Below are 14,647 nucleotides of genomic sequence, written 5' to 3' on the forward strand. Positions count from 1 at the left end.
CGCTTTGCTGTATTTAGCCATTAAAAAGCACCTTTCAAATTAGACTAAGAGTGTCCAACTTTCAGGGTGCAGATCATGATGCAGGATTTTTTATTTTCACAATTACAAAAAATAATGCACCCCATCTAAAAATCCCGATAAGTTATGCTGTGTATAAAAAAACAACAAGGAGATACCTATGCAACTCAACCATTATCTCAATTTTAAAGGACAAGCCGAACAGGCATTCATTTTTTACCAGTCTGTGTTTGGCGGTGAATTTGCCATGATTAGCCGCTATGGAGACATGCCACCGACTGAGGGAGTTACACTGTCTGAAGCCGACAAAAGTTTAATTCTGCACGTTTCCTTGCCAATCAATGAATTTACGGTCCTTATGGGATCAGATGTCAACGATCAGTTTTGTGCACCAAATAGTGTGTTTACTCCAGGAAATAACCATTATATTTCGATTAATCTTGAATATGATGAAATGGAGGCACGACGTTTATTTAACCAGCTTTCAGTACATGGCCATATTGAAATGCAACTGGAAAAAACTTTCTGGGGTGCACTCTACGGTGCATTTACCGATCAGTTTGGAATAAAATGGATGGTCAATTGTCAGCTTGAGAGCATGTAAATTAACAAGATAAAGACTTCATCGAAATAATTTTTTGATGAAGTTCTAAACATCAATATTTGAATATTGCGCAATAATCATTAAACCCACGGTAATAAAACCAATTCCAATCCACCCAGCCAAATCAATGTGCTGCCCTAGAAATACCTTTGCCAACGCGGCTGTCGCGATCACCCCAATTCCCGACCAGAGCACATAGAGAATGCCTGCCTGCATATATTTCAAGGCGATGGCAGCACAAGTAAAAGAAACAATATAGAGAACCAAAGCAATACCCTGATCAAGCTTATTGACCAGTCCATTGCCTTTGGCTGAATAAAAAGTGGAAAGCACATCAGTTGCAATGGCGAATAACAGCCAAATTACTCCAGGATTTATTTTTGAAATTAGTGTCAACATTGTTGTTCTTCAATTTATTGGATTCAATCATCATCAATAAAAAAGCTGAACCGTAGTTCAGCTTTTGCTTTCAGGATACTTACGCACCTGTTTGATAACTGGCTTGTGGCACTGCGGTTGAAGCCTGATAAGGATGGGTAAAATCCTGAAGTCCAGCAGCCGCTTCGTGAATGTCCTTGCCCTCTTTGACAACAAAGGTATCAAAGCCAGAACGTTTCAAATAATTTAAAACATCCTTAAACACATCACCTACTGCACGTAATTCACCCTGATAGCCCTGACGGCGTAATAACGCAGCAAAAGAATAGCCACGACCATCACCAAAACCAGCAAACTCAATGAAGATTGCATCCAGTTCATTTAATGGAAATTGATGGGTTTCAGGTGAATCATTGACCGTGATATATAAAGCCTTTTTACCTTGTAACAGTGTCAACTGATCAAGCTGTGCAGTAGTCAGCACCACATCACCTTGAGGAATCACACCATCTTCAGCAATCACTTGATAGCTATTGTCTGCAATTGTGCCATCTTTAGAAAGCACTTGTAGCGATGTATTAAGCATAAGCACGCTCCTTAAATGGCTGGATGCCAACACGGCGGTAAGTGTCGATGAAACGCTCACCCTCAGTACGCAAGTCAAGGTAGGTATTGAGGATTTCTTCAATCACATCAGGAACGGCATCCGCAGCAAACGATGGCCCCAGGATATCACCTAAAGAGGCATCATGATCAGCATGACCACCCAAAGTGATCTGGTAGAACTCAGCACCTTTCTTATCGACACCCAAAATACCGATGTTACCAACATGGTGATGACCACAGGCATTCATACAGCCTGAAATATTCAGGTCAAGTTCGCCCAAGTTATAAATGGTATCTAAATCTTCAAAACGACGACTAATCGCTTCTGAAATCGGAATGGATTTCGCATTAGCCAATGAACAGAAATCACCGCCTGGACAGCAAATGATATCAGTAATAAAGCCGATATGCGCGCGTGCCATGTTGTGATGTTCAAGCGTTTGCCACAATTCAAACAAATCTTTTTGTGGCACATCCACCAAGGAAATGTTTTGTTCGTGTGTGGTACGGAACTCACCAAAGGTGTATTTATCTGCCAAGTCAGCAATCAAATTCATTTCTTCAGTAGTAACATCACCAGGAGCAACGCCTGCACGTTTTAGTGAAATCGTGACGATACGATAGCCTTTGACTTTATGTGCATTGGTGTTGACGTTAAACCATTGTTTGAATTTTGGATGTTCAGCAAAAAGTGCTGAAAAATCCTGATCTTCCAAATCCTGATAGTTGAATGGTGTAAATTCTTCATCCAGCTTTTTCAGGATTTCAGGCTGAATCTTTAACGCTTCACGTGTGTATTCAAATTCAGCCTCAACTTTTTCAGCAAACACGGCAGGCGTTAAGGCTTTTACTAAAATTTTGATACGGGCCTTGTATTTGTTGTCACGACGGCCGTGCAAATTATAGACACGTAATGTCGCTTCAAGATAGGCGATCAGGTCTTCACGAGGTAAAAATTCACGGATTACGCTACCAATGATTGGGGTACGGCCCAAGCCACCACCAACCATGATTTTATAGCCCATTTCGCCCGCTTCATTGCGCACGATATACACACCGATATCATGGAACGCTGTTGCGGCACGGTCTTTTTCTTCCAAAGCAGACACGGCGATCTTGAACTTACGTGGCAGGAATGCAAATTCAGGGTGGAACGTACTCCACTGACGAATCAGTTCACAGGTTGGACGTGGGTCTGCCACTTCACCTGCCACCACGCCTGCAAACTGGTCAGTGGTGGTATTACGGATACAGTTACCAGAGGTTTGAACTGCATGCATTTGCACAGTTGCCAGTTCAGCCAGGATATCTGGTACATTTTCCAATGCAGGCCAGTTCAACTGAATGTTTTGGCGGGTAGATACATGGGCATAGCCACGGTCATATTCAGTGGCAATCTCAGCAATTTTTCTGAGTTGTTTGGTATTCATCAAGCCATACGGCACAGCGATACGGAGCATCGGCGCATAACGTTGCACGTACAAACCATTTTGCAAACGTAATGGACGATATTCGTCTTCGGTCAGTTTTCCTGCTAAATAGCGTTCTGTTTGATCACGGAACTGGGCAACACGTTGGTTGATCAGTTGTTGATCGAAATCCGTATATAAATACATGGCGTATGGCTAGTCATTCATTATAAAGGCGGATAGCATAACGAGCTTTCATTCATCAACAAAATGCTTTTTTTGCATATTTAATAACGGTTTTATTGATAAGCCTGTCTTAAACCACAAAAAGAAAAAGCCCAGACGAATCTGGGCTTTTCAACATCATGCCTAAATGAAACTATTTCTTATCTGGCAATGCATAGGCAACCACATAATCACCCATTTTGGTGCCGAATGAACCATGTCCACCTGCCATAATCACCACATATTGCTTGCCATTGATTTCATAGGTCATTGGCGTTGCTTGTCCACCCGCAGGCAGACGTGCTTCCCATAACTTGTCACCATTGGTCACATTAAATGCGCGGATGTAGTTATCCTGGGTTGCTCCCACAAACATCACATTCCCCGCAGTTGAGATCGAGCCACCCAATCCTGGTACACCAATTTTCACTGGTGGCAATTGGAATAGATTTGGCAAGCTGTCACGGATGGTACCAATCCGTTTTTTCCACACTACCTGATGTGTTTTTAAATCTACACCAGCAACAAAGCCCCAGCTCGGCTGTTTACACGGCAATCCAAATGGCGACAGGAATGGACTGATCTCCACCCCATAAGGCACACCATACATTGGCTGTACACCTTGCTCCGTCCCCGCACCCTTGGCGGTTTGTAGACGGTTTGGATCGGCAGGAATTAAACGGCTGACAAATGGCAAGCCAATCGGATTCATTACAGCGACCTGACGATCCGCATTCACTGACATACCGCCCCATTCAAACACACCCAGATTACCAGGGAATACCAGGGTGCCATTTTCAGATGGCGGCGTATAAATGCCATCATAGTTCAGGCGTTTGAATTTCACACGACACATCAACTGGTCAAACATGGTGGCGCCCCACATATCCTTGTCTGTCAATTTGTCTTTTGGTGCCAGATTCAGGTCTGAAAATGGCTGGGTTGCTGAGTAGTGTTCACCCTTGGTTTGAGGACCCCATTTCACAGTTTGAGGCACTGGTCTTTCATTAATCGGCACAATCGCCTGACCTGTACGACGATCCAACACAAAGGCATTCCCTGTTTTGGTCAGTACATAAATCGCTGGAACGGTCTGACCTGATTTGTCCTGCACATCCGCCAAAGATGGCTGGGATGGTACATCCATATCCCACAAGTCATGATGGGTGGTCTGGAAATGCCACACCAGCTTACCTGTGCTGGCATTGATCGCCAGCATCGAGTTGGCATAACGCTCTTTCAACTCAGTACGGTCCCCGCCCCAGATATCAGGTGTACCCACACCTGTTGGTACATAGACAATGTCCAGTTTTGGATCATAAGCCAGTGGTGCCCATGCATTCGGAGAGTTGTTGACAAAGGTGGTATCCTGACCTGGCATGGCATTTGGATCGGCTGCACCTGTATCAAACACCCACAACAATTTGCCTGTGTTCACGTCATAGCCACGAATCACGCCAGATGGCTCTTTATTGGAATAGTTGTCGGTGACAGAACCCGCAATCACCACGGTTGTGCCAGAAACTACACCTGGTGAAGTCGGGTTATAACCACCTGGATAAGCATAAGGCATGAATTCCTGTAGGTTCACTTCGCCATTCTGTCCAAAGTCAGAACATGCCTTGCCTGTATCCGCATTCACCGCCACTAAACGGCCATCATTAACAGGTACAAACACTTTACGAGGACATTCAGTAGAGGCCGATTTCTTGGTCTGCAAGCTGGTTGCAAACTCAGTGGTATTGGCAGCATCGTAGTACATCACCCCACGACAGGTTAAGTGCTGGAACGTTTTATCGGTTTTGAGTTTTGGATCAAAACGCCATTTTTCCTTGCCTGTGGCAGGGTCGATGGCAATTAAATGTTGGTGTGGCGTACACATAAACATATTGTTGCCAATCTTGATGGGGGTGACCTGATTGGTGGTTTCACCTGAATCATTATCCGTTCTGAAATCACCTGTACGGAATGTCCACGCCACTTTCAGGTCTTTGACGTTTTTGTCATTAATCTGGGTCAGTGGCGAATAACGCTCACCGCCCTGACTACGCCCGTATGCAGGCCAATCTTCAGGAGCAACCCCATCCACCGCTTTTGCCTGTGCAGGTTGTGGGGTTTGAATCACTCCGTTGATTTCCTGTGGATCATTAAAGATTGAGTACACCATCACCACAATGGCAATCGCCAGCGTAGATGACAGTGCCACCTTGCTTGAGGTCAGGTTATCAATGCCTCGTGTGACCGCCGGAATCAGCAACCACAATCCCAGAATCCCTAAAATATCAAGCCGTGGCGCGAGTGCCCAGAAATCGGTGCCGACTTCCCAGACACCCCAGATAATGCTGCCCAGCATCAGCAAAGCATATATCCACAACGGGCCTGAGGCGCGTTTATACAGTTGCACCGCTACTACCAGCAACAGCACACCTGCAATCACATAATAAAAAGACCCACCAATTGCTGCGAGCCAGATACCGCCAATGAGCAGGAACAGTGCAATGACGGCAAGGATAATGACCGTCAAGGTTCTAAGCCCAGATTTTGCAGATTGATTCATACGATCACCTTGCATATTTTATATTTAGAGATCGATGAAGCGAATGATCAATCTACTTCATCGTCCAGTTCAAATTACAAGAGCAATGTTGCGGATACCGTCCAGCGATTCGACTCCATCCGCAACATTTCTCCAGTGTAGTGTTAAAAAATGGTCTGGAATTTAATTCCGCCCACCCAGGTCTTGTCGCCATCTTTGAAGGCACCGACATGGTGGACATATTGAATATTTGGACGAACCGTCAGCCAGTTGGTGGCATGAATGCCGTAATACAGTTCAGTGTTGTATTCTTCATCCAGTAAGGCATCGACCTTATTATTGGCGTGAATACGCGCCACCCCCAAAGCCAGTTCATCCTGTGGACGCTGGGCCAGCAAGCCCTTATAAACCAGACCTACATTCTGCATGTCTTTAACCGCATTGGTCTTTGAGTCATGAACGGTGACATTTACAAAGCCACTTAAGCCGCGATCTGACTGCCCATCACCTGTAAGCTGTTGTTTGGCGGTAAACCAGCCACCCTGTTTATGTGATGTTTTGGCTGGATTGGCAATTTCTGCTGCATCAGCCGTGCTGTAGTAATAGCCAACACGGTATTCACCTGAAAGCACCTGTTGACCCAGTTTTGGTGTCCACACCAACTCTGCGGGGATAATTGCTCCCTTTGAGCCATCAGTGCTGAGATAGAACCCCTTACCACGCTGCAAATTGTCAGGGTTATATTCATAGGCCCCGATTTGTGCATAAAGGTCTGGCTGGAGATTGTATTTAACCCGCAATGCCCACTGGCTGACAGGCCAGTTATACCATTGGTCACCAACCCAATTACCCACTTGGGAACCACACAAGGCCAAGTTCTGGAAATCACAGTCAAAGCTGTTGAAATCCTCACCCTCACCAAAACGCCCGACTTTAATATCTAAAGCTTTATCTAAAAATTTCTTCTTGATCCACAAATCAGTCAAGCGCCAGGTTTGACCACGCCCCCAGACTTCCTGGGTAGAACTTAAATGCCCCTGTAAGCCATCTGCGGTTTGGGAAAGCGATTGCCCATCACGATAAGTTACGGTGAACTGGGCTTCGGTATCTTGCCAACCCAGAATTTTATTGAGGTCGAAATGTGTGCCTAAAGCCAGTTGTCCTGTATATTCACTGCCGTGGCTGGAATGCTGTTTGGCGTCCAGAACCCCTGCAAATTCACCTGTGTAATCCGCAGAAAAGTTGTAACCCTGTTCTTGCAACGCAGTGCGTTGACCGTTCCAATCCCCAAACAGCCACTGACCATTCGGGTCAAATGCTGAGGCTGCCTGAGTGTATTGGCTAAAAAGACTCAATGATAGAACGGATAAACAAGAAACAACCCATGATTGAGAGATTGTCATGTTTACGTAACCTTTTATGTTTTTGTTATAAAAGGTTACGCTGATTTTGAACGGATTGATTTATTCAAAATGTTAAGGATATGTACAGTATTTTAACAGTTAGGGTCTGTTGACATTTCACAGATGCTTGCGACAGAGGACATTTTTTAGACGATACAAGGCATGACTTATGAAATTTAGCTATTCTAAATGAATAAGGCATAACGCAGTAGCGGCAAAAAATGTCCCTGTCCCAAAGGGTTATGGCTAAAACTGCCCCAAACTGCGTTATGAAACTTGACAATGGTCTCGCCATTGCCTGCGTTTCATGCCTTGTTTGAGTTGTTTTAGCCTATAACGCAAGCATGGCTGAAATATCAACAGACCCTCATGATTAAATGCACATATTTTCTACCACTTGCCCTCACCTAATCCCTGCCCGATAAAGTTGTACTTCATTTGAGAACGGGAAAACTTGATTGGGCAAGCAAGCTGCGGCTCGGTCTGTTCTGAATTTTCAGACAATGGCACATCGACCACCCAACCACGCTGTTCCGCCATTGGTGATGTCAGTGCCTCATCCAGACTTAAGACAGGCTCGACACAAATATCAAGGCTTTGGAATAGATGCTGCCATTCAGCAAAATCCTGTGATTTAAACTTGTCCTGTAATGCCTGTTTGACCGCCTGACGATCTTCAGGGTCAAAAGATGCACCTTTTGCCAACAGGATTGGTAAATCCAGCGCAGTCGCCAAACCTGCCATAAACTGGGGTTCCAGACTGCCTACAGAAAAATGGCGACCATCTTTGGTTTCATAATAATCATAGAAACTGACGCCATTCAGCATTCCCTGCTCAGGCCCCTGCGGGGTTTGCCCTGCCAGACTTGCAGAAGCCGCCATACTGTTGAGGCTGGCCACACAGTCTGTCATGGAAATATCAATATATTGTCCCATACCACTGCGCTGACGCTCCACCACAGCCGCCAGAATACCAATCACTGCATGCAGTGAACCACCCGCAACATCGGCAATCTGAATGCCCAATGGCGGTGGGCCACTGTCCTGACGGCCACTATGACCAGAAATACCTGCAAGGGCTAAGTAGTTGATATCATGCCCTGCCCGATCTTTATAAGCACCTGTTTGACCATAGCCTGTAATTGAACAGTAGATTAAACGTGGATTGATCTCTGCCAAAGTGTCATAGTCCAAACCCAAACGGCGCATGACATCTGGACGGAATTGCTCTAACACAATATCAAAGTCAGAAATCTTATTTTTGATCAGTTCAATATTGGCAGCATCTTTTAAATCGAGTGCAATCGACTGCTTGTTACGGTTTAAATAACTATGGGCTGTCGCCTGTCCATTGGCATAGGGTGGCATAATTCTCACAAGGTCTGGACGTGTCGGTGATTCAACATGGATCACTTCTGCACCCATGTCCGCAAGGTACATGCTGGCAAATGGTCCAGGCAACAACGTTGAAAAATCCAGAACTTTCAATCCCTTTAAAGCGGTTGGCATAATAATTTTTACTCAGTTTGTTTAAATTTTCTTTTATACTAGGTTTGGATAAACACAAAAACAATGTCATGTTCAGCCATTTACCTTGATCGTTTCGGCAATTTAACATGTACTGAATGAGCAATTATTTTTCTTGTCAATTGCCCAACTTGATATTTTAGACGGTTATTTAGGTCAATTATCGTGAACAGTAAAGAAACTGAAGGATTCAATATGAGCCGTGATACGATCAGCATCCACTTCGTGAATGCGGCTTTAACAGGTGTCAAACGCCTCGGCATGGACGTGGAAACATTACTTTCTCATGTCGGCATAGAAGCAGAATTGCTGCGCCAGCCCAAGGCCCGAATCTCCCCAGAGCAATACACCCGCTTTGTAAAAATGTTGTGGATGGTGACACAGGACGAGCATGTGGGCTTTGATGTCCAGCCACGCCGTCTCGGTACGTTTGCTATCATGTGCCAGTTGATCATCCACTCCAAGACACTTGGACAGGCACTGGAACTCTCCTCCCAGTTCTATAAACTATTTGGCGATGAATGGTCGGTGAGTCTGGAACGCGACAAGCATGAAGCCCGTCTGGTTCCACATATTCCCAAAGCCCTTGATCCTGATCATTTCATCACTGAAAGCATGTTGATGATCTGGCATGGTTTGGCTTCATGGCTGATTGAACGTCGCCTGCCACTCGAACGTGTCCATTTTGGCTATCCACGTCCCAACCATGCTGATGAATACGATGCGCTGTTCTTTGCACCTGTCATGCAATTCGATGCACCACGTACCGAAATTACTTTTGCTGCGGATTATCTTGATCTTCCAATCCGTCAGGATGAAAAGACCTTAGAGGAATTTTTAAAAGCTGCGCCAGCGCAACTGTTGGTAAAATTCAAGAACACCAACTCGCTCACATCGCGTATTCGTGATGTGTTAAAGAGCCAGATTGGTGAGGAAATGCCGACACTGAATGATGTGGCCTCCATGCTCTATCTTTCTCCGCAAACCTTGCGTCGTCGTTTGGCTGCGGAAGGCAAGAGTTATCAAGGCGTGAAAGATGCCCTGCGCCGTGATGCTGCGATTCACTTATTGTTGACACCAAACCTGACCCTTGAGGATGTCGCCCAACAAGTTGGCTTTAGTGAAACCAGTACCTTTCACCGTGCCTTTAAAAAATGGACGGGCGTTACACCTGGTTTATATCGTCAGTTGCATGGACAGCATTTATAAATCACTGCATATCGATAGTCTGAAAATTCAGGCTATCTATTCTGCCGATTCAGTAAATAACCATTGCTCTATCCCTTTAGGATAAACAGGATATTGGTTGACTTCGATTTGTTCTTGACTCATCCAGCAGGCAGTATAAATAGATCCATCCATTTCACAGCCTTGTATTTCCACGTGTCGATAAAATTTCGAATCAGCAAATTCAGCCTCATACATAAAAACAATTTCATGTCCCTGCTGTCCATCAAAGCTAAATAAATTTTCCACTACACCTAACAGTTTTGGGCGAATAATCTGTTGATGAATTTCTTCCAAGACTTCCCTTTCAACTGCCTGTACAGAAGTTTCACCAAATTCAATTCCGCCGCCAATCGGTCTTAAATAGGTTTCATTCTTGCTGGGATCATAACCATAAGACAGCAACACCTTATCCTGATGTCGAAAAATACACAGGGCTTTTGTTCTGATATGTGTCATTGCACTGCCTTAACGTGCTTTAAAAATGATTCAGTCTGTTTAGGTGAAGTCAGACGAATAAATTGAATATGTTGATAGGCTGGATTGTGCATTAGGTCAAAATATTTGTTGCGGTTTTTAGGATAGGATTTGATTAACCAGATAAAAATTGATTCCTTAGACAACATCAATTTTAAACTTTCCCGATTATTTGAATTTTCCCACAACTTTTTTCGGCTGATGACACGTCCCAAAGTGCGTTTAGTCAGACGGTATAGATTGATGTGAAATGGATAATCCAGCCAAATCACGGTATCCACCTGTTGCATAATCATCGGAATGGTACGGGTATAAAGACCATCCAATACCCATCCTGCCGTGGCATCCTCCATCGCTGTTTTTAGTTTGGAGAATAAGGCTTCATTTGATGATTCCTGCCAATCATCCAGCCAGAGTAAATCATCCAGTTCGATATAGTGTAATTGTCGTTTTTGTGCCAGTTTTCGGGCAAGTGTAGACTTACCAGAGCCCGTGGTGCCAATAATATTAATGAATTTCATCTGAAATGCTTGCTTCAGTTATGGCGGGCCAGTTTACTGATGAAGCCGTTTTTCTGGCAAGTGATCAATTGGCGAAAAACATCAAACTTGCCAACGTTTATCATCATTGCACTGCCACTTAAATTGAGTACACTCGATGCACAATGATTTTAATTTAAGGCAATACAAGGAACAGCTATGAGCGAGGCCTATATTATTGATGCCATTCGCACACCACGCGGAAAAGGAAAAAAAGACGGCTCATTACATGAAGTAAAACCGATCACTTTACTCACAACATTACTGAATGAATTACAACAACGCCACCAGCTCGATACCTCAAAAGTCGATGACATCGTACTCGGCTGTGTGACGCCAATTGCTGATCAGGGCGGCGATATCGCCAAAACCGCAGCCATTGCCGCTGGCTGGAATGATGATGTTGCAGGGGTGCAAATCAACCGTTTCTGTGCATCTGGTTTGGAAGCTGTCAATTTGGCAGCACAAAAAGTCCGTTCTGGCTGGGAAGATTTGGTCGTTGCGGGTGGTGTGGAATCCATGTCACGTATCCCAATGGGTTCAGATGGTGGTCCGTGGGCACTTGATCCTGAAACCAACTTGAAGTCCTCCTTTGTTCCTCAAGGTGTTGGTGCTGACCTGATTGCGACTTTAGATGGTTATAGCCGCACAGATGTGGATGCCTTTGCAGTGAATTCACAGCAAAAAGCGGCAGCGGCACAGGCAAATGGTCATTTCGATAAATCCGTTGTGCCTGTGAAAGATCATTCAGGTGTGATGATTTTAGAAAAAGATGAATTTATCAAGGGCAATACCACCGTTGAGGGCTTGGCAAAACTGAATGCCAGCTTTGAAATGATGGGACAAATGGGCTTTGATGCGGTTGCATTACAGAAATATCCAGAAGCCCAGAAAATCACCCATGTGCATCATGCAGGTAACTCGTCAGGTATCGTGGATGGTGCGGCAGTGGTACTGCTTGCGTCTGAAAAAGCGGTTAAGGAACAAGGCTTGAAACCACGTGCCAAAGTGCTGGCAACTGCATTGGTCGGTACAGACCCAACCATCATGCTGACAGGCCCTGCTCCTGCTGCACGCAAGGCGCTGCAAAAGGCTGGCTTAAGCATTGATGACATCGACCTGTTTGAAGTGAATGAAGCATTTGCTGCCGTAGTGATGCGCTTTATCAATGAACTGAATGTTCCTGCCGAAAAAGTCAATGTCAACGGTGGTGCGATTGCAATGGGTCATCCATTGGGTGCAACAGGTGCCATGATTTTAGGTACATTGCTGGATGAGTTGGAGCGTCAGGGCAAGAAACGTGGTCTGGCAACACTATGTGTTGGTGGTGGAATGGGGATTGCCACTATCATTGAGTTGGTATAAAAACTGGCTGCATTGATCTTGCCACGTTGGAAACACTTTCAAAAATGCTCATTTACATATTGTAAACTGCGCTTTTTTCAAATATTTCCGCCTTGCAAGCTCTGCTTCGCCAGCGTTTTTAAGAAATAAATTTAGGACGATGATGTATGAGCGCTATTAAATACGAAAAAAACGCTGACAATATTGTAATTCTTACCCTTGATTCATCTGGTCAGTCTGCCAACACCATGAATGCGGAGTTCCGCGACTCACTGGATGAGGTCAGCCAAAAACTGAAAGCTGAAACTGATCTCAAAGGCGTTATTTTCCGCTCAGCCAAGAAAACATTCTTTGCAGGCGGCGATCTGGATGAACTGATTCAGGTTAAACCCGAACATGCCACTGAATTTTTCAAGATGATTGAAAAGCTCAAAGGTGACTTGCGCACCATTGAAACGCTTGGCGTGCCTGTGGTTGCCGCATTAAATGGTACAGCGCTTGGCGGTGGTTGGGAAATTGCTCTAGGCTGCCATTACCGTATTGCGATTAATGATCCAAAAACCAAGTTTGGTCTGCCAGAAGTGACTTTGGGCTTACTGCCAGGTGGTGGCGGTATCGTGCGTATGGTACGCCTGCTCGGTCTCCAGAATGCGTTTCCATTCCTGATGGAAGGCAAGCAGTTTGGCGTGGATAAGGCAAAATCGCTTGGTTTGGTGCATGACACCGCTGAGAATGAACAAGAGTTGTTGGACAAAGCAATTGCATGGGTCAAAGCCAATCCAAAATCGCAACAGCCGTTTGATGTCAAAGGCTACAAGATTCCAGGGGGTGATCCAAAAACGCCTGCGGTTGCGCAAGTGCTTGCGATTGCGCCTGCAATGCTACGAGACAAAACCAAAGGCTGTTACCCTGCGCCAGAAGCAATCATGGCGGCAGCGGTTGAAGGTGCGCAGGTGGATGTTGATACAGCTTTGCGTATCGAATCACGCTATTTTACCCAGCTTACTGTGGGTCAGATTTCCAAGAACATGATTGGTACATTCTGGCATGGTCTCAATGCGATCAAGTCAGGTGCAAGCCGCCCTGCGGATGTTGCAAAATGGCAGGCGACCAAAGTGGGTGTATTGGGTGCAGGCATGATGGGTGCAGGTATTGCCTATTCAACTGCCATCAAGGGCATTGCTGTGGTACTGAAAGATGTGTCGGTGGAGAATGCTGAAAAAGGCAAAGCCTATTCGCAAAAGTTGCTGGATAAACGTGTTTCTCAGGGTCGTATGACCGCTGAAAAACGTGATCAAGTGCTGTCACTGATTACAGCAACATCTGATGCGGCAGATTTGCAGGGCTGCGACCTGATCATTGAGGCTGTTTTTGAGAATCAGGAACTAAAAGCCAAAGTGACTCAGGAAGCTGAGCAGTATCTAGCTGATGGTGGTATTTTCGCATCAAATACCTCAACTTTACCGATTACGGGTTTAGCGACGGCAAGTAAAGATGCCAAGAACTTTATTGGCCTACACTTCTTTAGTCCAGTCGATAAAATGCAGTTGGTTGAAATTATCAAGGGCAAAGAGACTTCGGCTGAAACCTTGGCTAAAGCCTATGACTTTGTACAGCAAATTGCCAAGACGCCAATCGTGGTGAATGACAGCCGTGGCTTCTTTACCAGTCGTGTGTTTGGTACATTCATTCAGGAAGGCATGCGTTTACTTGCTGAAGGCGTACATCCAGCCAAGATTGAAATGGCAGCACTCAAAGCAGGCATGCCAGTCGGCCCATTGGCGATTCAGGATGAAGTCTCTTTGACTTTGACTGAACACGTGGCAAGCGAAACCCGTAAAGCCCTACAGGCTGAGGGCAAAGACCTACCAAAAACCCCTGTGGATGAAGTGGTTCATACCATGATCCACGAACTCAACCGTAAAGGTAAGGCTGCGGGTGCAGGTTTCTATGAATATCCTGAAAATGGTAAAAAACATTTATGGGATGGACTCAGTCGCTGGACTAAAGACCATGATGTTTCTGAACAGGACATCATTGATCGCTTGCTCTATGTTCAGGCACTGGATACTTTACGCTGCTATGAAGAGAATGTTTTGGAATCGGTGATTGATGCCAATGTCGGTTCAATCTTTGGAATCGGTTTCGCACCGTGGACAGGAGGCGCAATCCAGTTCCTGAACCAGAATGGCATTGAGAAATCTCTCCAGCGTTCAGAACAATTGGCTGCTCAATATGGTGAGCGTTTCAACCCACCTGAATTACTTAGAAAACATGCCACATCAGGTGAAGTGTTTAAATAATACGCTTCTTCCGAACCAAACACTTTGATCCTCCTCCCTCTTATCAAAAAG

The 14,647-nt window shown here is 45.1% G+C and carries 12 protein-coding genes; 4 read left to right on the forward strand and 8 right to left on the reverse strand.

All coding sequences use genetic code 11. The annotated features are described in order from the left end of the window. The first annotated feature begins 178 nt into the window (after nucleotides 1-178). Nucleotides 179-622: a VOC family protein gene (locus N5J47_RS11530; RefSeq protein ID WP_279960201.1), complete on the forward strand. Its 444-nt coding sequence runs from the start codon at nucleotides 179-181 to the stop codon at nucleotides 620-622. A gap of 45 nt (nucleotides 623-667) precedes the next feature. Here N5J47_RS11530 and N5J47_RS11535 read toward each other — a convergent pair whose 3' ends face one another. From N5J47_RS11535 to N5J47_RS11560, 6 genes are all read right to left on the reverse strand, one after another. After that, on the reverse strand, nucleotides 668-1,021 hold the full coding sequence (locus tag N5J47_RS11535; protein WP_279960200.1) for an SMR family transporter: 354 nt from the start codon (nucleotides 1,019-1,021) through the stop codon (nucleotides 668-670). 79 nt (nucleotides 1,022-1,100) lie between these two features. Then, entirely contained in the window at nucleotides 1,101-1,586 is a 486-nt protein-coding gene (locus N5J47_RS11540) for a DUF934 domain-containing protein (RefSeq protein WP_279960199.1), read from the reverse strand. After that, on the reverse strand, nucleotides 1,579-3,222 hold the full coding sequence (locus N5J47_RS11545) for a nitrite/sulfite reductase (RefSeq protein ID WP_267981910.1): 1,644 nt from the start codon (nucleotides 3,220-3,222) through the stop codon (nucleotides 1,579-1,581). Before N5J47_RS11545 ends, N5J47_RS11540 begins: the two co-directional genes overlap by 8 nt. A gap of 172 nt (nucleotides 3,223-3,394) precedes the next feature. Continuing rightward, a complete protein-coding gene (locus tag N5J47_RS11550; protein WP_279960198.1) occupies nucleotides 3,395-5,797 on the reverse strand; it encodes a glucose/quinate/shikimate family membrane-bound PQQ-dependent dehydrogenase in 2,403 nt (800 codons plus the stop codon). 143 nt (nucleotides 5,798-5,940) lie between these two features. Beyond that, entirely contained in the window at nucleotides 5,941-7,179 is a 1,239-nt protein-coding gene (locus N5J47_RS11555) for a carbohydrate porin (protein WP_279960197.1), read from the reverse strand. A gap of 390 nt (nucleotides 7,180-7,569) precedes the next feature. After that, nucleotides 7,570-8,688 carry a CaiB/BaiF CoA-transferase family protein gene (locus N5J47_RS11560; RefSeq protein WP_279960196.1) on the reverse strand — a complete coding sequence of 373 codons (1,119 nt, stop codon included), beginning with the start codon at nucleotides 8,686-8,688 and terminating at the stop codon, nucleotides 7,570-7,572. Nucleotides 8,689-8,901: 213 nt separating this feature from the next. Between N5J47_RS11560 and N5J47_RS11565 the strand changes: the two genes are divergently transcribed. After that, nucleotides 8,902-9,915, forward strand: a complete 1,014-nt coding sequence (locus N5J47_RS11565; RefSeq protein WP_267981914.1) for an AraC family transcriptional regulator — start codon at nucleotides 8,902-8,904, stop codon at nucleotides 9,913-9,915. A 36-nt stretch (nucleotides 9,916-9,951) separates the two neighbouring features. Here the strand turns inward: N5J47_RS11565 and N5J47_RS11570 are convergent, their stop codons facing one another. Continuing rightward, nucleotides 9,952-10,392: an NUDIX domain-containing protein gene (locus N5J47_RS11570; protein ID WP_279960195.1), complete on the reverse strand. Its 441-nt coding sequence runs from the start codon at nucleotides 10,390-10,392 to the stop codon at nucleotides 9,952-9,954. Beyond that, nucleotides 10,389-10,931, reverse strand: coding sequence for an AAA family ATPase (locus tag N5J47_RS11575; RefSeq protein WP_279960194.1), 543 nt, complete (start codon nucleotides 10,929-10,931; stop codon nucleotides 10,389-10,391). Before N5J47_RS11575 ends, N5J47_RS11570 begins: the two co-directional genes overlap by 4 nt. A gap of 177 nt (nucleotides 10,932-11,108) precedes the next feature. On the opposite strand from N5J47_RS11575, the gene N5J47_RS11580 reads away from it, so the two are divergent. Together N5J47_RS11580 and N5J47_RS11585 are read left to right on the forward strand one after the other, a co-directional pair. Next, on the forward strand, nucleotides 11,109-12,314 hold the full coding sequence (locus N5J47_RS11580) for an acetyl-CoA C-acetyltransferase (RefSeq protein WP_279960193.1): 1,206 nt from the start codon (nucleotides 11,109-11,111) through the stop codon (nucleotides 12,312-12,314). Between the two features lie 146 nt (nucleotides 12,315-12,460). After that, nucleotides 12,461-14,596, forward strand: coding sequence for a 3-hydroxyacyl-CoA dehydrogenase NAD-binding domain-containing protein (locus N5J47_RS11585; protein ID WP_279960192.1), 2,136 nt, complete (start codon nucleotides 12,461-12,463; stop codon nucleotides 14,594-14,596). Nucleotides 14,597-14,647: the final 51 nt, after the last annotated feature.

The sequence above is a fragment of the Acinetobacter sp. GD03645 genome, from assembly GCF_029845285.1.
Taxonomy (GTDB): domain Bacteria; phylum Pseudomonadota; class Gammaproteobacteria; order Pseudomonadales; family Moraxellaceae; genus Acinetobacter; species Acinetobacter corruptisaponis.

What these genes read in the sequence shown, in the direction of transcription:
- N5J47_RS11530 (WP_279960201.1), top strand. Translation starts at nt 179, where the DNA reads ATGCAACTCAACCATTATCTCAATTTTAAAGGACAAGCCGAACAGGCA.
- N5J47_RS11535 (WP_279960200.1), bottom strand. Translation starts at nt 1,021, where the DNA reads ATGTTGACACTAATTTCAAAAATAAATCCTGGAGTAATTTGGCTGTTA.
- N5J47_RS11540 (WP_279960199.1), bottom strand. Translation starts at nt 1,586, where the DNA reads ATGCTTAATACATCGCTACAAGTGCTTTCTAAAGATGGCACAATTGCA.
- N5J47_RS11545 (WP_267981910.1), bottom strand. Translation starts at nt 3,222, where the DNA reads ATGTATTTATATACGGATTTCGATCAACAACTGATCAACCAACGTGTT.
- N5J47_RS11550 (WP_279960198.1), bottom strand. Translation starts at nt 5,797, where the DNA reads ATGAATCAATCTGCAAAATCTGGGCTTAGAACCTTGACGGTCATTATC.
- N5J47_RS11555 (WP_279960197.1), bottom strand. Translation starts at nt 7,179, where the DNA reads ATGACAATCTCTCAATCATGGGTTGTTTCTTGTTTATCCGTTCTATCA.
- N5J47_RS11560 (WP_279960196.1), bottom strand. Translation starts at nt 8,688, where the DNA reads ATGCCAACCGCTTTAAAGGGATTGAAAGTTCTGGATTTTTCAACGTTG.
- N5J47_RS11565 (WP_267981914.1), top strand. Translation starts at nt 8,902, where the DNA reads ATGAGCCGTGATACGATCAGCATCCACTTCGTGAATGCGGCTTTAACA.
- N5J47_RS11570 (WP_279960195.1), bottom strand. Translation starts at nt 10,392, where the DNA reads ATGACACATATCAGAACAAAAGCCCTGTGTATTTTTCGACATCAGGAT.
- N5J47_RS11575 (WP_279960194.1), bottom strand. Translation starts at nt 10,931, where the DNA reads ATGAAATTCATTAATATTATTGGCACCACGGGCTCTGGTAAGTCTACA.
- N5J47_RS11580 (WP_279960193.1), top strand. Translation starts at nt 11,109, where the DNA reads ATGAGCGAGGCCTATATTATTGATGCCATTCGCACACCACGCGGAAAA.
- N5J47_RS11585 (WP_279960192.1), top strand. Translation starts at nt 12,461, where the DNA reads ATGAGCGCTATTAAATACGAAAAAAACGCTGACAATATTGTAATTCTT.